At 55.9% G+C, this 16,768-nt stretch carries 13 protein-coding genes; 10 read left to right on the top strand and 3 right to left on the bottom strand.

All coding sequences use genetic code 11. From position 1 onward, the window contains the following. Positions 1 to 244 precede the first annotated feature (244 nt). The 10 genes from QPM17_RS02125 (at position 245) to QPM17_RS02080 (ending at position 12,583) form a co-directional block, all read left to right on the top strand. Positions 245 to 1,339: an ABC transporter ATP-binding protein gene (locus QPM17_RS02125; protein WP_285388384.1), complete on the top strand. Its 1,095-nt coding sequence runs from the start codon at positions 245 to 247 to the stop codon at positions 1,337 to 1,339. After that, the gene (locus QPM17_RS02120) at positions 1,339 to 2,442 is read left to right on the top strand and encodes an ABC transporter ATP-binding protein (protein WP_285388382.1); all 1,104 of its coding nucleotides are present in this window, start codon (positions 1,339 to 1,341) and stop codon (positions 2,440 to 2,442) included. The genes QPM17_RS02125 and QPM17_RS02120 overlap by 1 nt, the downstream gene beginning before the upstream one ends. Next, positions 2,439 to 3,305, top strand: coding sequence for a carbohydrate ABC transporter permease (locus tag QPM17_RS02115; RefSeq protein ID WP_285388381.1), 867 nt, complete (start codon positions 2,439 to 2,441; stop codon positions 3,303 to 3,305). The genes QPM17_RS02120 and QPM17_RS02115 overlap by 4 nt, the downstream gene beginning before the upstream one ends. Positions 3,306 to 3,315: 10 nt before the next feature. Further along, a complete protein-coding gene (locus QPM17_RS02110; protein WP_285388379.1) occupies positions 3,316 to 4,122 on the top strand; it encodes a carbohydrate ABC transporter permease in 807 nt (268 codons plus the stop codon). A gap of 11 nt (positions 4,123 to 4,133) precedes the next feature. Beyond that, positions 4,134 to 4,409: a DUF2160 domain-containing protein gene (locus QPM17_RS02105; RefSeq protein WP_285388377.1), complete on the top strand. Its 276-nt coding sequence runs from the start codon at positions 4,134 to 4,136 to the stop codon at positions 4,407 to 4,409. Between the two features lie 230 nt (positions 4,410 to 4,639). Continuing rightward, on the top strand, positions 4,640 to 6,388 hold the full coding sequence (locus tag QPM17_RS02100; protein WP_285388376.1) for an ABC transporter substrate-binding protein: 1,749 nt from the start codon (positions 4,640 to 4,642) through the stop codon (positions 6,386 to 6,388). 238 nt (positions 6,389 to 6,626) lie between these two features. Further along, positions 6,627 to 8,633 carry a methyl-accepting chemotaxis protein gene (locus tag QPM17_RS02095; protein ID WP_285388375.1) on the top strand — a complete coding sequence of 669 codons (2,007 nt, stop codon included), beginning with the start codon at positions 6,627 to 6,629 and terminating at the stop codon, positions 8,631 to 8,633. 172 nt (positions 8,634 to 8,805) lie between these two features. Next, positions 8,806 to 10,107 (top strand): phosphopyruvate hydratase, encoded by a 1,302-nt coding sequence (gene eno / locus QPM17_RS02090; protein WP_285388374.1) that lies wholly within the window; start codon positions 8,806 to 8,808, stop codon positions 10,105 to 10,107. A gap of 33 nt (positions 10,108 to 10,140) precedes the next feature. Beyond that, complete coding sequence (tpiA, locus tag QPM17_RS02085; RefSeq protein WP_285388373.1) at positions 10,141 to 10,938, top strand: triose-phosphate isomerase; 798 nt, start codon at positions 10,141 to 10,143, stop codon at positions 10,936 to 10,938. Positions 10,939 to 10,954: 16 nt separating this feature from the next. Then, complete coding sequence (locus QPM17_RS02080; RefSeq protein ID WP_422732709.1) at positions 10,955 to 12,583, top strand: NADP-dependent glyceraldehyde-3-phosphate dehydrogenase; 1,629 nt, start codon at positions 10,955 to 10,957, stop codon at positions 12,581 to 12,583. Between the two features lies 1 nt (position 12,584). Here QPM17_RS02080 and QPM17_RS02075 read toward each other — a convergent pair whose 3' ends face one another. From QPM17_RS02075 to QPM17_RS02065, 3 genes are all read right to left on the bottom strand, one after another. Continuing rightward, positions 12,585 to 13,835 (bottom strand): substrate-binding protein, encoded by a 1,251-nt coding sequence (locus QPM17_RS02075; protein ID WP_285388370.1) that lies wholly within the window; start codon positions 13,833 to 13,835, stop codon positions 12,585 to 12,587. A 165-nt stretch (positions 13,836 to 14,000) separates the two neighbouring features. Further along, entirely contained in the window at positions 14,001 to 14,888 is an 888-nt protein-coding gene (locus tag QPM17_RS02070) for an aldo/keto reductase (protein ID WP_285388368.1), read from the bottom strand. A 2-nt stretch (positions 14,889 to 14,890) separates the two neighbouring features. Further along, the gene (locus QPM17_RS02065; RefSeq protein WP_285388367.1) at positions 14,891 to 16,717 is read right to left on the bottom strand and encodes an alpha-amylase; all 1,827 of its coding nucleotides are present in this window, start codon (positions 16,715 to 16,717) and stop codon (positions 14,891 to 14,893) included. Positions 16,718 to 16,768 lie beyond the last annotated feature (51 nt).

Genomic DNA, 16,768 nt, shown 5'->3' with positions numbered 1-16,768 from the left:
TGCTCAATGCCTGTTCAGGTCAATGTTCAGAATGAACAAAAAGTTTGATAACGAACATCAAGGTTTTCATATTAGAAATCAACTAAGCAAATAATGTGTTTAAAAACAATTGGGTGGGTTTTTACATGTGGTTTTTGCCTATATTGGTATGCTCATTGCCTTTCAATATTCGAAACCGAATTTTCACTGGTGGCCAGCGTGCATCAGTGAATGATGTTGCTACAACAACAACAAAGGAAAGCCTATGTCCTTAACACTGGAGAACCTCTCCCGTGTCGTGGATGGTGTGGATTACATCCGGGACGCGAATATCACGTTTGAGGCTGGTTCGTTCAACGTCCTGCTCGGACGCACTCTTGCCGGGAAGACTTCCCTTATGCGGATGATGGCCGGGCTCGACAAGCCCGACGAAGGCCGCCTCATCTATAACGGCAACGATGTGACGGGGCAGAGTGTTCAGCAACGTAACGTCTCGATGATCTATCAGCAATTCATCAACTATCCCAACCTTACGGTCTACGAGAACATCGCCTCGCCCCTGCGTCTGGCAAAGATGAAGGAGAGCGAGATTGATCGGCGTGTGAAAGAAACTGCCAACATGCTGCAGATCGATCCGTTGCTGAAACGGCATCCGCTTGAGCTTTCAGGCGGGCAGCAGCAGCGAACGGCAATGGCACGGGCGCTGGTGAAGGATGCCACGCTCATTCTGTTCGACGAGCCTCTGGTAAACCTGGATTACAAGCTCCGGGAAGAGCTGCGGGCTGAGTTGAGAGAGCTGTTCCGCGAGCGCCAGTGCATTGCCGTCTATGCCACCACCGAAGCCAATGAGGCACTGGCTCTTGGGGGTGTTACAACGCTCCTGAATGAGGGGCGTATTGTTCAGTCCGGTCCGGTAATGGATGTCTACCGCAACCCGGTGAATACCCTGGCGGCGCAGCTGTTCAGCGAGCCACCGATGAACATGATCAAGGGGCGTGTCACGGACACGGAAGTTACCTTTGACGAATACTCTCACCATGCGTTGACCCAGGAGCTCGCAAAGCTTGAGCCCGGTGACTACTGGTTCGGAATACGTCCGAGCCACATTGGCCTGGTGCCTGCCAATGAAGACGACCTTGAGATGTCAATGGAGGTGGAGCTCAGCGAGATAAGCGGTTCGGAAACCTTCATGCATGTTCGTAACCGGCATTTCGAGATGGTTATGCAGCTTATGGGGGTTCATCAGTATCGCACTGAGGCGCCCATCAAGATCTATCTTCCCATCAATAAGCTGTTCGTCTTTGATGAAAACGAAAACCTGGTGCATACCCCTGCAAAGCTGACAGGAGGGTCGATCTGATGGCTGAAATTCATTTGAAGTCCCTGGCTCACAGTTACAGCGATACTCCGACCGGGCCGGATGATTACGCCATCCGCCATCTTGACCATGTCTGGGAGAAAGGCGGTGCCTATGCCTTGCTCGGACCTTCCGGTTGTGGAAAGAGCACGATGCTGAACATCATTTCGGGCCTGCTCCAGCCTTCCGAAGGTGATGTGCTGTTTGATGGCAAACGCGTTAACGAACTGTCTCCCCGCGACCGGAATATCGCGCAGGTGTTTCAGTTTCCCGTTATCTACGACTCAATGACGGTGTTCCAGAACCTGGCATTTCCTCTCAAGAATACCGGTGTCCCTTCCTCACAGATCAAGGCCAAGGTTCACGAGATTGCAGAGATTCTGGAGATCGAAGGAGAGCTTCACAAGAAGGCCAAGAATCTTTCGGCAGACCAGAAACAGAAAGTCTCCATGGGACGGGGCCTGGTTCGTGGCGATGTCTCTGCCATTCTTTTTGATGAGCCATTGACGGTGATAGACCCCCAGCTCAAGTGGAAACTGCGCCGCAAGCTCAAGCAGATCCACGAACAGTTCGATATCACCATGGTGTATGTCACCCACGATCAGCTGGAAGCATCCACCTTCGCGGACAAGATCGCGGTGATGTACGGCGGACAGATTGTTCAGTTTGGCACGCCAACCGAGCTCTTTGAGCAACCCAATCACACCTTTGTCGGCTACTTCATTGGTAGCCCGGGCATGAATCTGATCGAAGTTCAGCGATGCCCCCGTGGGGTGTGCTTTGGCAGCACGGTTGTGCCAATGAGTGCTCACCAGGTTGAGGTTTTACAACGGGTTCAATCCAACAACATCAGGATTGGTATCCGCCCGGAGTTCATTCAGGCATCGGATGTTCCCGCTGATGACACGTTCGAGGCCGAGGTCCTGGATCTGGAAGACCTGGGAACCTACAAGATCATGACCGTAAAGCTTGATTGCGAGACGCTGAAAGTCCGTCTGACGGAGGATCAGCAATTCGAGATCGGCCGTCAGGTTCAGCTCAGTTTTCCCGAGAAATGGCTGAAGCTTTACGTGGACGAGTTTCTGGTAGAGGAGAAGAACCAATGAACAAGGTTCCCAATAACCGTGCCTGGTGGCTCGTTCTGCCAGTCTTTATTCTTGTTGCATTTTCGGCATTGATACCTCTGATGACGGTGGTGAACTATTCGGTTCAGGACATCTTCGGTCCGGGTAATGCCTATTACGTTGGTACTGAGTGGTTCAAGGAAGTGCTTAATGATGAGCGGCTGCAGGATTCGTTGCTGCGACAGTTTGCATTCTCCGGGGCGGTACTCGCTATCCAGATACCCCTGGGTATCAGCGTTGCCCTGATGATGCCAAAGTCGGGAATCAAGGCATCTCTGTGTCTGATTCTGCTGGCCATACCCTTGCTGATTCCCTGGAACGTGGTAGGAACCATCTGGCAGATCTTCGGCCGGGGCGATATCGGCCTGTTCGGCTGGGGCCTGAACGCCCTAGGTCTTGATTACAACTATACCGGCAACACGGTGGATGCCTGGCTGACGGTGCTGTTAATGGACGTCTGGCACTGGACTCCTCTGGTGGCACTGCTGTGCTATTCCGGCCTTCGCGCAATTCCCGAAGCCTTCTATCAGGCAGCGGAAATTGACCGGGCATCCAGGTGGGCCGTATTCCGCTACATCCAGTTGCCAAGACTCAAGAGCGTCCTGGTGATTGCGGTGCTGCTGCGATTCATGGACAGCTTCATGATCTATACCGAGCCCTTTGTACTGACCGGGGGTGGCCCGGGCAGCTCCACCACATTCCTCAGCCAGACCCTGACTACCATGGCGATCGGCCAGTTTGATATCGGCCGGGCTGCAGCCTTCTCACTGATCTACTTCCTGATCGTGCTGTTGGTGTCCTGGTTGTTCTTTACCGCCATAACTCACCTCGACAAAGAAAAATAAGGAGAGAGTGATGAACTATTCACGTTCCAAGGGCATGGGGATGACACTGTTTATCGTGCTCCTGCTGACCCCGATCTACTGGCTTCTGAACATGTCGTTCAAGACCAACCAGGAAATTCTTGGCGGTCTGACGCTCTGGCCGCAGAACTTCACCCTGGCTAATTACGCCGTGATCTTTTCGGATTCAAGCTGGTATTCGGGTTACATCAACTCGATGATCTACGTGTCCATGAACATGACGATCACCCTGCTGGTTGCCCTGCCGGCTGCCTACGCTTTCAGCCGTTACAAGTTTGTCGGCGACAAGCACCTGTTCTTCTGGCTGCTCAGCAACCGTATGGCGCCCCCGGCAGTATTCCTGCTGCCATTTTTCCAGCTCTATTCGTCAATAGGACTGTTTGATACCCACATCGCCGTGGCACTCGCGCACTGTCTGTTCAACGTGCCGCTGGCGGTCTGGATTCTGGAAGGCTTCATGTCTGGCGTGCCGCGCGAGTATGACGAAATGGCCTATATTGATGGCTACAGTTTCCCGAAGTTCTTCGTGAAGATTTTCCTCCCGATGATCCGCTCAGGGATTGGTGTCGCTGCCTTCTTTGCCTTCATGTTCTCGTGGGTGGAGCTGCTGCTGGCAAGAACCCTGACCTCCGTGGACGCGCAGCCCATAGGCGCCATCATGACGCGAACGATCGGGGCCAGTGGCATTGACTGGGGCGTGCTGGCTGCAGCAGGCGTTCTCACCATTATTCCTGGCGTGCTCGTGGTCTGGTTTGTTCGCAACCATATCGCCAAAGGCTTCGCACTGGGTCGGGTATAAGGAGATTTATCATGATTGCGTGGATGAACTGGACACCTACCGTCGCCGTTTTCTTTGCAGTGATTGCCGGAATACTGGCTGTGATGACCGTTTACGAAATCGTATCACCGTGTACGGAGCGCAAAGGCTTTCTGCCGATCGCGACAACCCGCGGGGATAGGCTGTTTATCGGTCTGCTGTCCGCAGCGTATATTCACCTGGCGTTCCTTGCAGCGTCCGACATAACGCTCTGGGTTGCACTCGCCGTTTCAGTGGTGTGGCTTGCGGTGTTGTTGCGCTGGGGTTAGGAAAGGACATTTTCGTTTGCCAGGGATGGCAATAAAAAACTTTCAGAAATCACTCTTGAAACGGTTGTAAAAATTTCCATAACGAACTATTTTTTACAACATGATCGGAATCGAACATGCTGGTTGGGTTCCAACACAGGAATAGCGACGAAAACGCTATACAGGGAAAATCGGGACGCAGTCCGCAGTCGCGCTCCGTACAAACCAAAACAAGACAAACGAGGTTGGATATGTTCAACAACAATAAATATCCGAAAACCCTGCTGCTCAGCGCCGCAATCGGCGCAGTCAGTATGGGGCTCAGCGTTCAGGCCAGCGCCGATGAGTATTCGGATGCGGCCAAAAAATGGCTTGACCAGGAGTTCAAGAATTCGACCCTGAGCAAAGAAGAGCAGATGAAAGAGCTGGAGTGGTTTATCAAAGCTGCTGAGCCTTTCCGTGGTATGGAGATTAATGTCGTCTCCGAAACCATCGCCACACACGAATACGAATCCAAGGTTCTGGCTGAGGCTTTCAGCGAGATCACCGGTATCGAACTTACCCATACCCTGATCCAGGAAGGGGATGTCATCGAGAAACTGCAGACCCAGATGCAATCTGGCCGCAACATTTATGATGGCTGGGTTAACGATTCCGACCTGATCGGCACGCATTTCCGGTACGGCAAGGTTATGCCCGTTGAGGACATCATGAACGGTGAAGGCAAGGATCTGACCCTGCCGACACTGGATCTGGACGATTTTATCGGTCTGGATTTCACGACAGCTCCGGATGGTAAGCTTTATCAGTTGCCGGACCAGCAGTTTGCCAACCTTTACTGGTTCCGTGCGGACTGGTTTGAGCGTGAAGACCTGAAAAAGCAGTTCATGGATATCTATGGCTATGAGTTGGGTGTGCCAGTCAACTGGTCTGCGTATGAAGACATCGCAGAGTTCTTCTCGGTTCACGTCAAGGAAATTGACGGTGAGCGCGTCTATGGCCACATGGACTACGGCAAGAAAGACCCTTCTCTGGGTTGGCGTTTCACTGATGCCTGGTTCTCCATGGCCGGTGCCGGCGACAAGGGGCTACCGAACGGTCTGCCTGTGGATGAGTGGGGCATCCGTGTAGAAGAGTGTCATCCGGTGGGCTCCAGTGTGAGTCGTGGTGGTGCCACCAATGGCCCGGCTGCCGTCTATGCAACCACCAAATACGTGGACTGGCTTGAAAAGTATGCTCCGCCTGAAGCGCAGGGCATGACTTTCTCTGAAGCCGGCCCGGTGCCTGCGCAGGGTAATGTGGCCCAGCAAATCTTCTGGTACACGGCGTTCACCGCCAGCATGATTGAGGACGGCCTGCCGGTCGTTAACGAAGACGGCACACCGAAGTGGCGCATGGCACCCTCGCCACGTGGACCCTACTGGGAAGAAGGCATGAAGCTGGGCTATCAGGACGTAGGTTCCTGGACCTTCATGAAGTCCACTCCGAAAGAGCGTCGTCTTGCCGCCTGGCTGTATGCCCAGTTCACTGTCTCCAAGACCGTCTCCCTGGAGAAAACCATTGCTGGCCTTACCCCCATCCGCGAATCTGACATCGAGTCGGACGTGATGACCGAGATGGCTCCGAAGCTTGGTGGTCTGGTCGAGTTTTACCGCAGCCCGGCCCGCGTGCAGTGGTCACCAACCGGCACCAACGTACCGGATTACCCGAAGCTGGCTCAGCTGTGGTGGCAGTACATTGCCCAGGCTGCAAGTGGTGAAGCGACACCACAGAAAGCTCTGGACGGTCTGGCGCAAGCACAGGATCGTGTGATGGAGCGTCTGGAACGCGCCAATGTCATGCCCAATTGTGGTCCCAAGCTGAATGAGCCTCGTGATCCCCAGTACTGGCTCGATCAGCCGGGTGCTCCGAAACCGAAGCTGGACAACGAAAAGCCGCAAGGCAAGACCGTCCGCTATGACGAACTACTGAAGACATGGGAAGAGGCTCGCGAGAGTTGATCGATACTTACCTGTAGTCCTCTGCCGCTGCCCCCCGCTCTCCCGGGCAGCGGCAGATCCAACACCGTCAGGTCGGTGGGTCTTGGCCGGTTGCTTTCATACCCCCCCTAACTAGCATTTCAGGTGTTTCCCCGTGCTTTGCGGGTAGATTCCTGCCGGCCCTTTTTCCGCCTTTCGGTACCTGTATTGTCCTTGGATACCCGGAGCCTCCGGGTATGTTGTAGGGAGCTTATAGGGCATGAAAAACATTTCAGTGATCCACCGTCTTTACCTGGGCTTCGGGCTTCTCTGTGCGATCATCGCCGGCTGGGGCCTGTTCAATGGCAATATGATGATGTCCATCTCGGATGGCACATCCGAGGTAAAGGAAAGGATATTCCCATTCCAGCGTTCCGTTCAGTCCGTTGAGGCAATGACTGGCACCAGTGTTATGGCGGTTATTTCCATGGCGAGGGTCAGGGATAACGAGGAACTGGAGTCTCGCTACGGGAAACTCGCCTCCATGATCTCCGGGCTTGAGGTTCAGGTAGCTGCACTGGCTGGACAGGCCGGTAACATCCCGTTGCTTGAGGGTTTTGATCAGCCTGCGCAGAAATTCCAGCAGCAGCTGGGGGTGCTGCGGCAACAGGCGGGCAGACTCAGCGAGCATCAGGCTGAAGTGATCAGGGTATCGGATTCGGTTAACGGAGACCTGTCTGACTTTCTTGCCCTGGCTTCCGAAATGAAACAGCTGTTGCTGCGCGAGGGCGCGACACCGGCCGGGTCTGATATTTACCTTAAAGATCTGCTGATGTCGGTTATGGGCAGCCTTTCAAATATGGAATTACTGATTATGCAGCTGGTCAGCACGGAAGATGCCCAACGGCTGAAAGACGTGGTCGAGAACCTGCGCTTCAATACCGTGACGGTGGAGCAGGATATCGAAGCCATTATTGACGAAATCGCCCCGCTGGCAGACCTTGCTCCCATTGCACAGGCCTTCTTCGAATCAGTAAGCAGCGAAACCGGTATTGTCAGTCAGTATTACGATTACCGCCGCAACCTGCTGGAAGTGAACACCACAGTGGCAGAAGTGGAACGTGAGCTTGGCATTCTCAACACCAACATTGAGGACATGGTCAGGGCCGCTGGCGAGGCAGCGGTGCAAACGATCGATAATCTGGATGAGACCGCACGTTTGTCCGAGCAGTTGGTGTATTACCTGGTGCCGATGATTCTGTTGATTGCCATTGTAATATCGGCTTGGCTCGGGCGCATGATCAGTGTTCCACTCAGGGCAACGGTCAGTCATCTGTCCGCCATGGCCTCAGGAGATTACAGTCGTGAACTGACCTTCAAGGCGAGGGGCGAATTTGTCGAGCTTAAGAATTCGGCCAACCAGCTTGCAGTGGCGATGCGGGAGGTTCTGGGTAGTCTGCAGAGGACCGGTGGGGAACTCGCCGGAGTTGCAGCTTCGAATGCGAACTTTTCCCACGACCTGAGCCAGCGTATCGGCGGCCAGGCTGACGAGCTCGATTCCATTGCCACGGCCATGAACGAGATGGAAGCCTCCTGCCATCAGGTGGCAGAAGCAGTCCGGGACACCCATCGTCTGGTGGAGTCCGTCAACAGTCGGGTGGACGAAAGCCAGGAGACGGCACGTTCCAATATGGCGTGCGTGGATGAACTGGAGGAGCAGATCCAGCAAACGTCCGGCAAGCTCAAGAGGCTGGAAAGTGCTTCCCATGACATTGGTCGGATTACCCAGTCCATAGATGAAATTGCCAATCAGACCAATCTGTTGGCGTTGAATGCTGCTATCGAATCTGCGCGCGCCGGCGAGTTTGGTCGTGGTTTCGCGGTTGTGGCAGACGAGGTGAGACAGCTGGCCCGGAAAACCACCAACAGCACCGAGACTATTCGTGGTCTGGTTACCCGACTCCAGGGCGAGGCAGGGGAGGCTGTAGGCTCCATGGAAGACAGCTTCCATCGTCTGGAGTCGGTGAAGACGTTGATCACTGACGCATCCAGGGGCGTCGAAGCCATCCGCGAGACCGTGGATCAGATTCGCAACAGCGCGGAACATGTTCGTTCCGGGATGGATGAGCAGGAGGACGTCAGCCGTTCGGTTTCGCATAACGTGACGGAGATCAGCGGTTCGTCGTCGGAGAACCTGATGCAGATCGAACAGCTTGTAGCAACCAGCGACCAGCTCAAGGCATCCATGGCGGATATCGAAGCGCTGATGGGCCGGTTTCGGATTTAGCAGTTCCGCCCGGAAATTCATATCCCGATTTTCGATATAACAAAATCATATTGAATAATTGTTCTTTTTCGCTTGTTAATGTTCGCAAACGAATATTACAATCGTATTGCTGTTCGATAGTGCACGGAACCGGTGCATCAACAAAAACAACAGACCAGACAGGTTTATTATTATGGAGCGTATTCAGTCAGTGTTCGCCCGGGAGATCCTGGATTCCCGGGGTTTTCCCACAGTGGAAGTGGATGTCACGTTGGAAAACGGTGTGGTTGGATACGGTCGCTCACCATCCGGCGCCTCCACAGGGTCCAGGGAAGCTCTGGAAAAACGTGATGGCGACCCTGCCCGATACAACGGCAAGGGCGTGCTGGGGGCGGTTGAATCGGTAAATCGACATATTGCGCCAGCCCTTGAAGGCAGGGTGGTGTTTGACCAGTTAGTGATTGATCGCCTGATGCGCCACCTGGACGGGACCGACAATAAGGCGGGCTTTGGTGCCAACGGTATCCTCGCGGTATCGCTTGCGGTTGCAAACGCTGCTGCAAACTACAGACAGCAGCCTCTCTATCGCTATCTCGCTGAACTCTATGGCTGTTCCGGCCCGTGCGTTCTTCCTGTACCGATGATGAACATCATCAATGGTGGTGCCCATGCCGACAACAATGTGGATATACAGGAATTCATGATCCAGCCTGTGGGTGCGCCAAGTTACAGCGAAGCGCTCCGCATGGGCGTTGAAATATTTCATGCGTTGAAGTCACTCCTGAAAAAGAAGGGCCTTTCCACAACCATCGGTGATGAGGGTGGCTTTGCACCCAATCTGCGTTCCAGTGAGGAGGCTCTCGATTTCATTCTGGAAGCCGTGGCCAGGGCGGGGTATCGGCCTGGCACCGATGTGGTGCTGGCGCTGGACTGTGCTGCTTCCGAGTTCTACCAGGATGGCCTCTACCGTTTGACCGGCGCCGGTGAAAGCTACGACTCCGCCGGCTTTGCCGATTATCTTCTGTCACTGGCCATGCAGTACCCCATAGCGTCCATCGAAGACGGCATGGACGAAGATGACTGGGCCGGCTGGAAACTGCTTACGGAAAAGCTGGGCGAGCGGGTTCAACTGGTGGGTGATGATCTGTTTGTCACCAACACCGGTCTTATCTCTGAGGGAATTCGCCAGGAAATCGGCAATTCCGTACTCATCAAACTCAACCAGATAGGAACCCTCTCGGAAACCTTTGAAGCCATCGGCATGGCCCAGGATGCGGGTTATACCGCCGTGATCTCGCACCGTAGTGGCGAAACCGAAGACACCTTTATTGCCGATCTTGCAGTAGCAACGAGGGCCGGCCAGATCAAGACCGGTTCGCTGTGCCGCTCGGACCGCGTTGCGAAATACAACCGGCTGCTTCGTATCGAGCAGGATCTGGGCGCCCATGCCTTCTACCCCGGTGTGGGAGCAATTCGTTGTGCTCTGGATACCTGAGCCAGCAATGTACGGAATGACAGGAGGCAGACCATGAGAAAACCCATTCTGATCGCGAACTGGAAAATGAACGGCAGTCTGCATGCCAACCAGGCATTGCTGGTGCGCATGCTGGCGAAGCTCAGACCTTTCAGGAAAGCCGTTGATCTGGCCATTTGCCCGCCATTTCCCTATCTCTTTCAGGTCAGGGATCTGTTGGGGTACACCGGCATTGCGCTTGGTGCCCAGAATGCCAGCTCTGCCACTTCCGGCGCCCACACCGGTGAGGTAAGTGCAACCATGCTTCAGGAAATGGGTTGCCGCTATGTTCTTGTGGGTCATTCGGAGCGCCGATCGCTTTACCACGAATCCAACGCCGACGTCGCCGCCCGTTTCAGGCAGGTTCGCTCTGCTGGAATGACTCCGGTTCTGTGTGTGGGCGAAACCCTCGAAGAACGGGAGCAAGGACAGGCGATGGCGGCGATTGAGAGCCAGGTACAGGCAGTCATCGACGAAACCGGAGTAACGGGCCTTGAGGGCAGCATCATTGCCTATGAGCCGGTCTGGGCTATTGGTACAGGACGGACGGCAACCCCGGAGCAGGTCTCGGACACGCACCGTGCTCTCCGCCAGTTCCTGGAAAGCCATTACCCGGGTATGGGCGAGGCCATACGTATCGTATATGGCGGTAGTGTCAAGGCAGGTAATGCAGCGGAACTCTTCCAGTCTCCTGAAGTGGACGGTGGTCTGATCGGCGATGCTTCTCTGCAGGCCGACGAATTTTCCGACATTGGGACTGCACTGGCAGACACCCTGGCGGAACCCGACAGCGAATGCGACGCACTGGACTAATTGGAGGAGTTTGCTTTTGGATATGGCAGCACGAATGCGTGATTTTTTCCCGGTTATCGAAGATATTCCGGACAGATTCCGGCCAGGGAAGGGGGTGACCCTTGATCACTACCTGGTGTCGGGATTGATGAAACCCTGGCAGGGTGAGTACGCCGATGTGGTCAGCCCGATATGCCTGCGTGGTGATGATGGCCGGCCCGAGGCGCTGGTGATAGGCCGAACGCCGTTGATGAACAGGCATCATGCGTTGGCTGCGCTGGATGCGGCGGTGGAAGCCTATGGGCAGGGCAGTGGTTACTGGCCACGGTTGTCGGTGGAAGAGCGGATCGGCCATGTGGAATCTTTTCTGGTCGCCATGCGTGAGCAGCGTGAAGCAGTGGTTGAGCTTTTGATGTGGGAGATTGGCAAGAGCTACAACGATTCCTGCAAAGAGTTTGACCGTACCTGTGATTACATTGCCCACACCATTCATGAACTGAAGGAACTGGAACGCCGCTCCAACAGGTTTGAGCTGGTGGGGGGTGTCGTGGCCCAGATTCGTCGTCTGCCGGTGGGCGTGGCGCTATGCATGGGGCCTTTCAACTATCCCCTTAATGAAACCTTCACCACACTGATTCCCGCACTGATCATGGGTAATACCGTGGTGTTCAAGCCGGCCAAATACGGCGTGTTATTGATAGGCCCCCTGTTGAAAGCCTTCCAGGAGAGCTTTCCTCCGGGGGTGATCAACATCATCTTCGGCCGCGGCCGGGACACCGTCGGGCCGCTGATGGAAAGCGGGAAGGTCGATATGTTTGCCTTTATCGGCACTCACCGAGGCGCCTCCGCCCTCAAGCAGATGCACCCCAAACCCCATCGCCTGAAAGCCGTACTGGGGCTGGATGCCAACAATCCGGGTATCGTGATGCCGGACGCCGAACTGGACGCGGCCGTCCATGAATGTGTCACCGGCGCCCTGTCCTTTAATGGCCAGCGCTGTACCGCCCTCAAGCTGCTGTTTGTTCACGAGAGCGTGGCGGATACTTTCGTGGAGAAGCTTGCGGTTGCCGTGGATGAGCTGGCGTCAGGTATGCCATGGGACCCCGACGTCAAGCTGACACCGCTCCCGGAGCCGGGCAAAACCCTGTATCTCAGCAGTCTGGTGGACGATGCCGTCGCAGGTGGGGCGAGGATCTGCAATCGTAACGGTGGCGAAGTGCATGGCACCTATTTTCACCCTGCTGTGCTGTATCCGGTAAGCGCCGCCATGAGGGTATACCGGGAAGAGCAGTTCGGGCCGGTAATACCGGTGGTGCGCTATTCCGATATCAGTGAGGTGATTGACCATGTCCGGCAGTCTGATTTTGGCCAGCAGCTGAGCATTTTCGGATCCGATCCGGAGCAGGTCGCCCACCTGGTGGATGTGCTTGCCAACCAGGTAGGCAGGATCAATCTCAATGCCCAGTGCCAGCGCGGCCCGGACACGCTCCCGTTCAATGGGCGCAAGGATTCGGCCGAGGGCACCCTGTCGGTGACCGATGCCCTGAGGGTGTTCTCCATCCGTACCACGGTTGCCACCAAAGCGACGGAGCGCAACAAGGAACTGATCAACGATATTGTGAAGAGCCGGCACTCAGGGTTCCTGACCACCGACTACATCCTCTGACCTAAAGAGACGTTGGTTGGCCTGCTTCCCTGCGGCGGGCCTCCCATTCCTCCCGGGTCTGGGCGGCTTCGTCGCCCGGCATGGAATCGATGATCTCGAAATAGTCACTGGAGTATTCATCCGCCATGATCTCGTTCCGCGGTTTCACCCGTACCACATACACAGTCTGAACGTTCTGGTGGTCAAACTCCCGCCAGTACTGTTCGTCTTTCAGGAAGGTGTACCGGTGGCCCTCCAGGGCCCGGATGATCTGGCTGGTATTGGTGGTGCCCGCGCGCTCAACAGCGTCCTTGTACTGATAGACAATGCTGTAGGCCGAAGCCGCTGCAGTAGAGGGCCGCATCTCATAGCGGCTGGAGAAGGCCTCCACGAACGCTTTGCCCCTGGGGTAGTCGTATTCGTAGGGCACACTCCATACCCAGGGGGAGCCACCGATGACCCCTTCCATAATGGTGGGACCCACCTGACGGGCCATCCCCAGTGTGAGGTTGGGAACCACTACCTGCATTTGCTCGGTCAGTCCCATCTCATAGGCTACGTTCAGTGCCCGCACCATGTCGTCCCCGAAGAGGACCATCATCAGCACTTTTGCGCCGCTCTTTTCCGCCTCTTCAAGGGCTTTGCGGAAATCGGTGATCAGGGCACGGGGGAAGGGGGTTTTTACCCCCTGGTGGGCATCGGTGTCGTCTGTGTTGGTGAACTTCCTGACAGACTCTTCCACCGACCAGCCCCAGGTGTAATCCGCGGTGATGTAGAAGTACTCGTCATTGGCATGCTGGGCATTGAGGTACTGACTGAGTGCCTTGGCGGTCATCCAGGCATTGTAGGGTTCCCGGAACATGTGGGTGTGGCCCGCGGCTCCGGTGGTGGCATTGGAGTAGGTCAGGGTCCCGAAGTAGATCCTGTCTCTGTCCCTTGCCGCCCTTCCTGATGATATGGCAACGGCACTGGAAACACCGCCGAACACCATTTGTACACCCTCGCGGTCGATCAGTTCGGCGGTGTTCTTTGCGCCCTTGTCAGGCTCGCCTGAGGTATTTCGGATCACCAGCTCGACGTCGCGACCCATGATGCCGCCTGCTTTGTTGATTTCATCAACCGCCAGAAACGCACCAAGGCGCTGTTGCAGCCCCTGGTCCTTGTAACGCCCGGTCTGGGGGTAGTTGAGACCGATCCTGAGAGCTTCCGCCGCAGCGGTAGTTGTTACCAGCAGGGTCAGTAAGAGAGAGATGAACAGCTTCTTGCAGAGCATTGGCAAGGCCTCCATGGTCGCGCCGGGCCGGAAATGCGGGCCCTGATATTGTTGTTGTGAAGCGTATCAGTGTCGCGGGTGCCTACAAGGGTAACAATCGTACTAAGGTGGAAGGTTGTGTAACGATTTGTCAGACGTTGATGGCTGTCGCAATACTACTGTGATTCATGCGACAGCACTCTTGCGAACAGACTCCAGGAGGCGGTACCAGAGCGGGCGGGGTAGCTGGCTGCGGACGCCCTGAAGCGCTGAATGAATACGGTGCCGGTTCAAGGAGCCGAGTACCGGTACCGGCGCTCCCGGTATCTGGTGGAGCCAGGCGATGGCCAGCGCTGTGTCATCCAGCCCGGTTTCCTCACTGGCCTGGTTCCGCAGGTCTGCGGGAATGTGGCTGGTGAGGCCGCCCCCACCTAATGGAGACCATGCAAGCCAGCGTATCCCGTCACCAAGGTGTGCCTCCAGAGTGCCATCAAATAGTGGGTCGGTATGGGCGAGCGACAACTGGCTCTGGTTGCACGCCAGTGGAAGCGCGGTGTTTCGCGCCAGCCATCGCCACTGTTCTGGCAGGAAGTTGGATACGCCGATCTGGCGTACCTTGCCTGCGGATACCGATGCTTCCAGAATCCTTACCACATCCTCAGCCTGCATCAGGGGGTCCGGTCGGTGGATCAGGAAGGTATCAATCTGCTCCACCGCCAGTGAATCGAGGGCTTTGTCTATGGCATTCTGCAGATAACCGGCTTCGGCCCGGTAATGCTTTACCCGCCATGTCGAGCAATCCTGGTCAGCCGGAACAATGCCCGCCTTGGTGATGACCCGGACTCGCCCGGCCAGCGCCGGAGAAGCTCTCAGTGCGGCCCCGAATAGTTGCTCACACTCTCCAGCTCCGTAAATGTCTGCGTGGTCAAATACATTCAGCCCTTCATCCAGCCGCTCAGCAATCCAGTCAGCAAGCCTTGCCGTTCGGGTCAGTTGGGGATGATCGTGGAGTCGCATCATCCCCAGTATCAGGGGGGTATCCAATGTAAATCCGCCAGTATCGCTGGTTTGCATGATTACTCCTTGCCGAAGGCGATGACAACGCGGTCGTTGCCGTGGATTCTTGAGAAAACGTAGGGATCGGCGCTTAGGCGTCTGTGCTCGCCCGCGCCAATGGCAGGGTGGCGAGCCCGGAACTGCCCGAGCTTCCTCCAGTGAGACACTACCGGTTCCGCCTCACCACTCTCAATATCAGTCCAGTTCATATCGGAACGGGTGCCCTGATGACCATCTGAACCGGTGGGTCCGAACCTGCGCCCACTCTCGTCGCCGTAGAAGATCTGGCTTGTGCCCGGTGTAAACAGCAGGGCGCTGGCCACTCGCTTTTGCATGGCCGGATTGTTATCGACAATACGACTGAACAACTGGGTGTCGTGGGATGAGATGTAGCTCATCACATTGAAGGGTTTTTCGCCGCCCATCTTTTCTGCATAATCGCGATAGATGGGTTCCATCGCCGGAAGGCACGAGGCACCGGCGCGGGCCTCTTCCTGAAGGTCAAAATTGATGACGGCATCAAAGCCGGCATCAAAGTAACTGCTGTGGCTGACGGTGTGGGGAAAGACCTCTGCCACCATCCAGAAGTCTTCCGCCGGCAGCGGTTGCCCCGGGTTATTGCTGCGATAGCTCTCCAGAGCTTTCTGGGCTTCTGTTTTCAGCGCCTGCCAGGCCTCCGGTTCAACGTGTTTGGCGGTATCCACCCGGAAACCGTCGACACCGAATTCACGCACCCAGTCCGTCAGCCAGGTAATCAGGTAATCCCGAACAGTGGCATTATCAAGCTGCTCGGCGAGGGTGTTTTCCTTGTTCCGGAGGAACGCTGGCAGGTCGACCACCTTGTCGGATCCGGTCTTGAAGTCCGGCAGGAAAGCCAGCGATCCCCGTACCGGGTCAATGGAGGCATTGGGCGGTGTGTCGTAGTCGCCGATGCCGGCGCGAACCCAGTCCTTGCCCCACCAGTTGACCCAGTCCGGGTGATCGTAATCGATCAGTGCATGGTAGGCGTGGAAGTCCTCCCAGGATTCCGGTTGCCAGCTGCCCCACCGCTCCGGCAGGTGTTTCTCGAAGCCGTCCCGCAGGCCACCGAAGCCGAAGGTCTGCATATCCTGGAGTGTGGCGTAGCCCGGGTGGTTCATAACAACATCCATTACCACGCGAATGTCGCGGGCGTGGGCTTCTTCTACCAGAGTACGGAATTCGTTGCGGGTACCGAAATTGGCGTCGGGCCGGGTGAAGTCCTGCGCGTAGTAGCCATGGTAAGCATAATGCTGGAAATCGCCCCGATCGCCGCCACCAACCCAACCGTGGATCTGCTCGAAGGGCGGAGTTATCCAGATCGCATTGACCCCCAGTTCTTCCAGGTAGTCCAGTTTTTCCGTCAGGCCGGCGAAGTCGCCTCCGTGGAAGGTGCCTATCTCGTCCTTGCCGTCAGGTTGGCGGCCATAGCTCTGGTCGTTGTCGGTGCGGCCGTTGGCGAAGCGGTCGGTGACGGCAAAATAGACTGTGGCGCCGGCCCAGTTGAAGTTTTGCCGTGGTGCATCCGCGGCCTCAAGCAATAACAGGCCATCGGCTTCCGGGGCGGGGGATAGTGTGACTTTGCCGTTTGCCACCCGGGCCTTTTCGCCGCTGTAGAAATCCCGTACCCATTCATCCTCTGCAAACGTATCTCCCACGTTTACTGTTATTGCAGACTGGGTAGCCGTACAGAAGCCGTCGCTGGTTGAGGCAGCCGGGTTGCCAGGGGGTGGGGCGGATGTCTCGAACTGGCTGTTGGCGCAGCCCACAAGCGAGAGGCACGTCACAAGGCTGGCGGTTAACCTGAACTTTTTCTGGTATGGATTCATGCAATGGGCTCCGGTTCCATTTATTGTTGTCGTACCGCAATCAAACCAGAC

This window comes from Marinobacter azerbaijanicus, assembly GCF_030250645.1.
Taxonomy (GTDB): Bacteria; Pseudomonadota; Gammaproteobacteria; order Pseudomonadales; family Oleiphilaceae; genus Marinobacter; species Marinobacter azerbaijanicus.
This window is presented reverse-complemented; position numbering and strand designations above follow the sequence as displayed.

Excerpts from the sequence above, each read along its gene's own strand:
- QPM17_RS02110 (WP_285388379.1), top strand. The coding sequence starts at position 3,316 with ATGAACTATTCACGTTCCAAGGGCATGGGGATGACACTGTTTATCGTG.
- QPM17_RS02125 (WP_285388384.1), top strand. The coding sequence starts at position 245 with ATGTCCTTAACACTGGAGAACCTCTCCCGTGTCGTGGATGGTGTGGAT.
- QPM17_RS02100 (WP_285388376.1), top strand. The coding sequence starts at position 4,640 with ATGTTCAACAACAATAAATATCCGAAAACCCTGCTGCTCAGCGCCGCA.
- QPM17_RS02065 (WP_285388367.1), bottom strand. The coding sequence starts at position 16,717 with ATGAATCCATACCAGAAAAAGTTCAGGTTAACCGCCAGCCTTGTGACG.
- QPM17_RS02075 (WP_285388370.1), bottom strand. The coding sequence starts at position 13,835 with ATGCTCTGCAAGAAGCTGTTCATCTCTCTCTTACTGACCCTGCTGGTA.
- QPM17_RS02095 (WP_285388375.1), top strand. The coding sequence starts at position 6,627 with ATGAAAAACATTTCAGTGATCCACCGTCTTTACCTGGGCTTCGGGCTT.
- QPM17_RS02105 (WP_285388377.1), top strand. The coding sequence starts at position 4,134 with ATGATTGCGTGGATGAACTGGACACCTACCGTCGCCGTTTTCTTTGCA.
- eno (WP_285388374.1), top strand. The coding sequence starts at position 8,806 with ATGGAGCGTATTCAGTCAGTGTTCGCCCGGGAGATCCTGGATTCCCGG.
- QPM17_RS02120 (WP_285388382.1), top strand. The coding sequence starts at position 1,339 with ATGGCTGAAATTCATTTGAAGTCCCTGGCTCACAGTTACAGCGATACT.
- tpiA (WP_285388373.1), top strand. The coding sequence starts at position 10,141 with ATGAGAAAACCCATTCTGATCGCGAACTGGAAAATGAACGGCAGTCTG.
- QPM17_RS02070 (WP_285388368.1), bottom strand. The coding sequence starts at position 14,888 with ATGCAAACCAGCGATACTGGCGGATTTACATTGGATACCCCCCTGATA.
- QPM17_RS02115 (WP_285388381.1), top strand. The coding sequence starts at position 2,439 with ATGAACAAGGTTCCCAATAACCGTGCCTGGTGGCTCGTTCTGCCAGTC.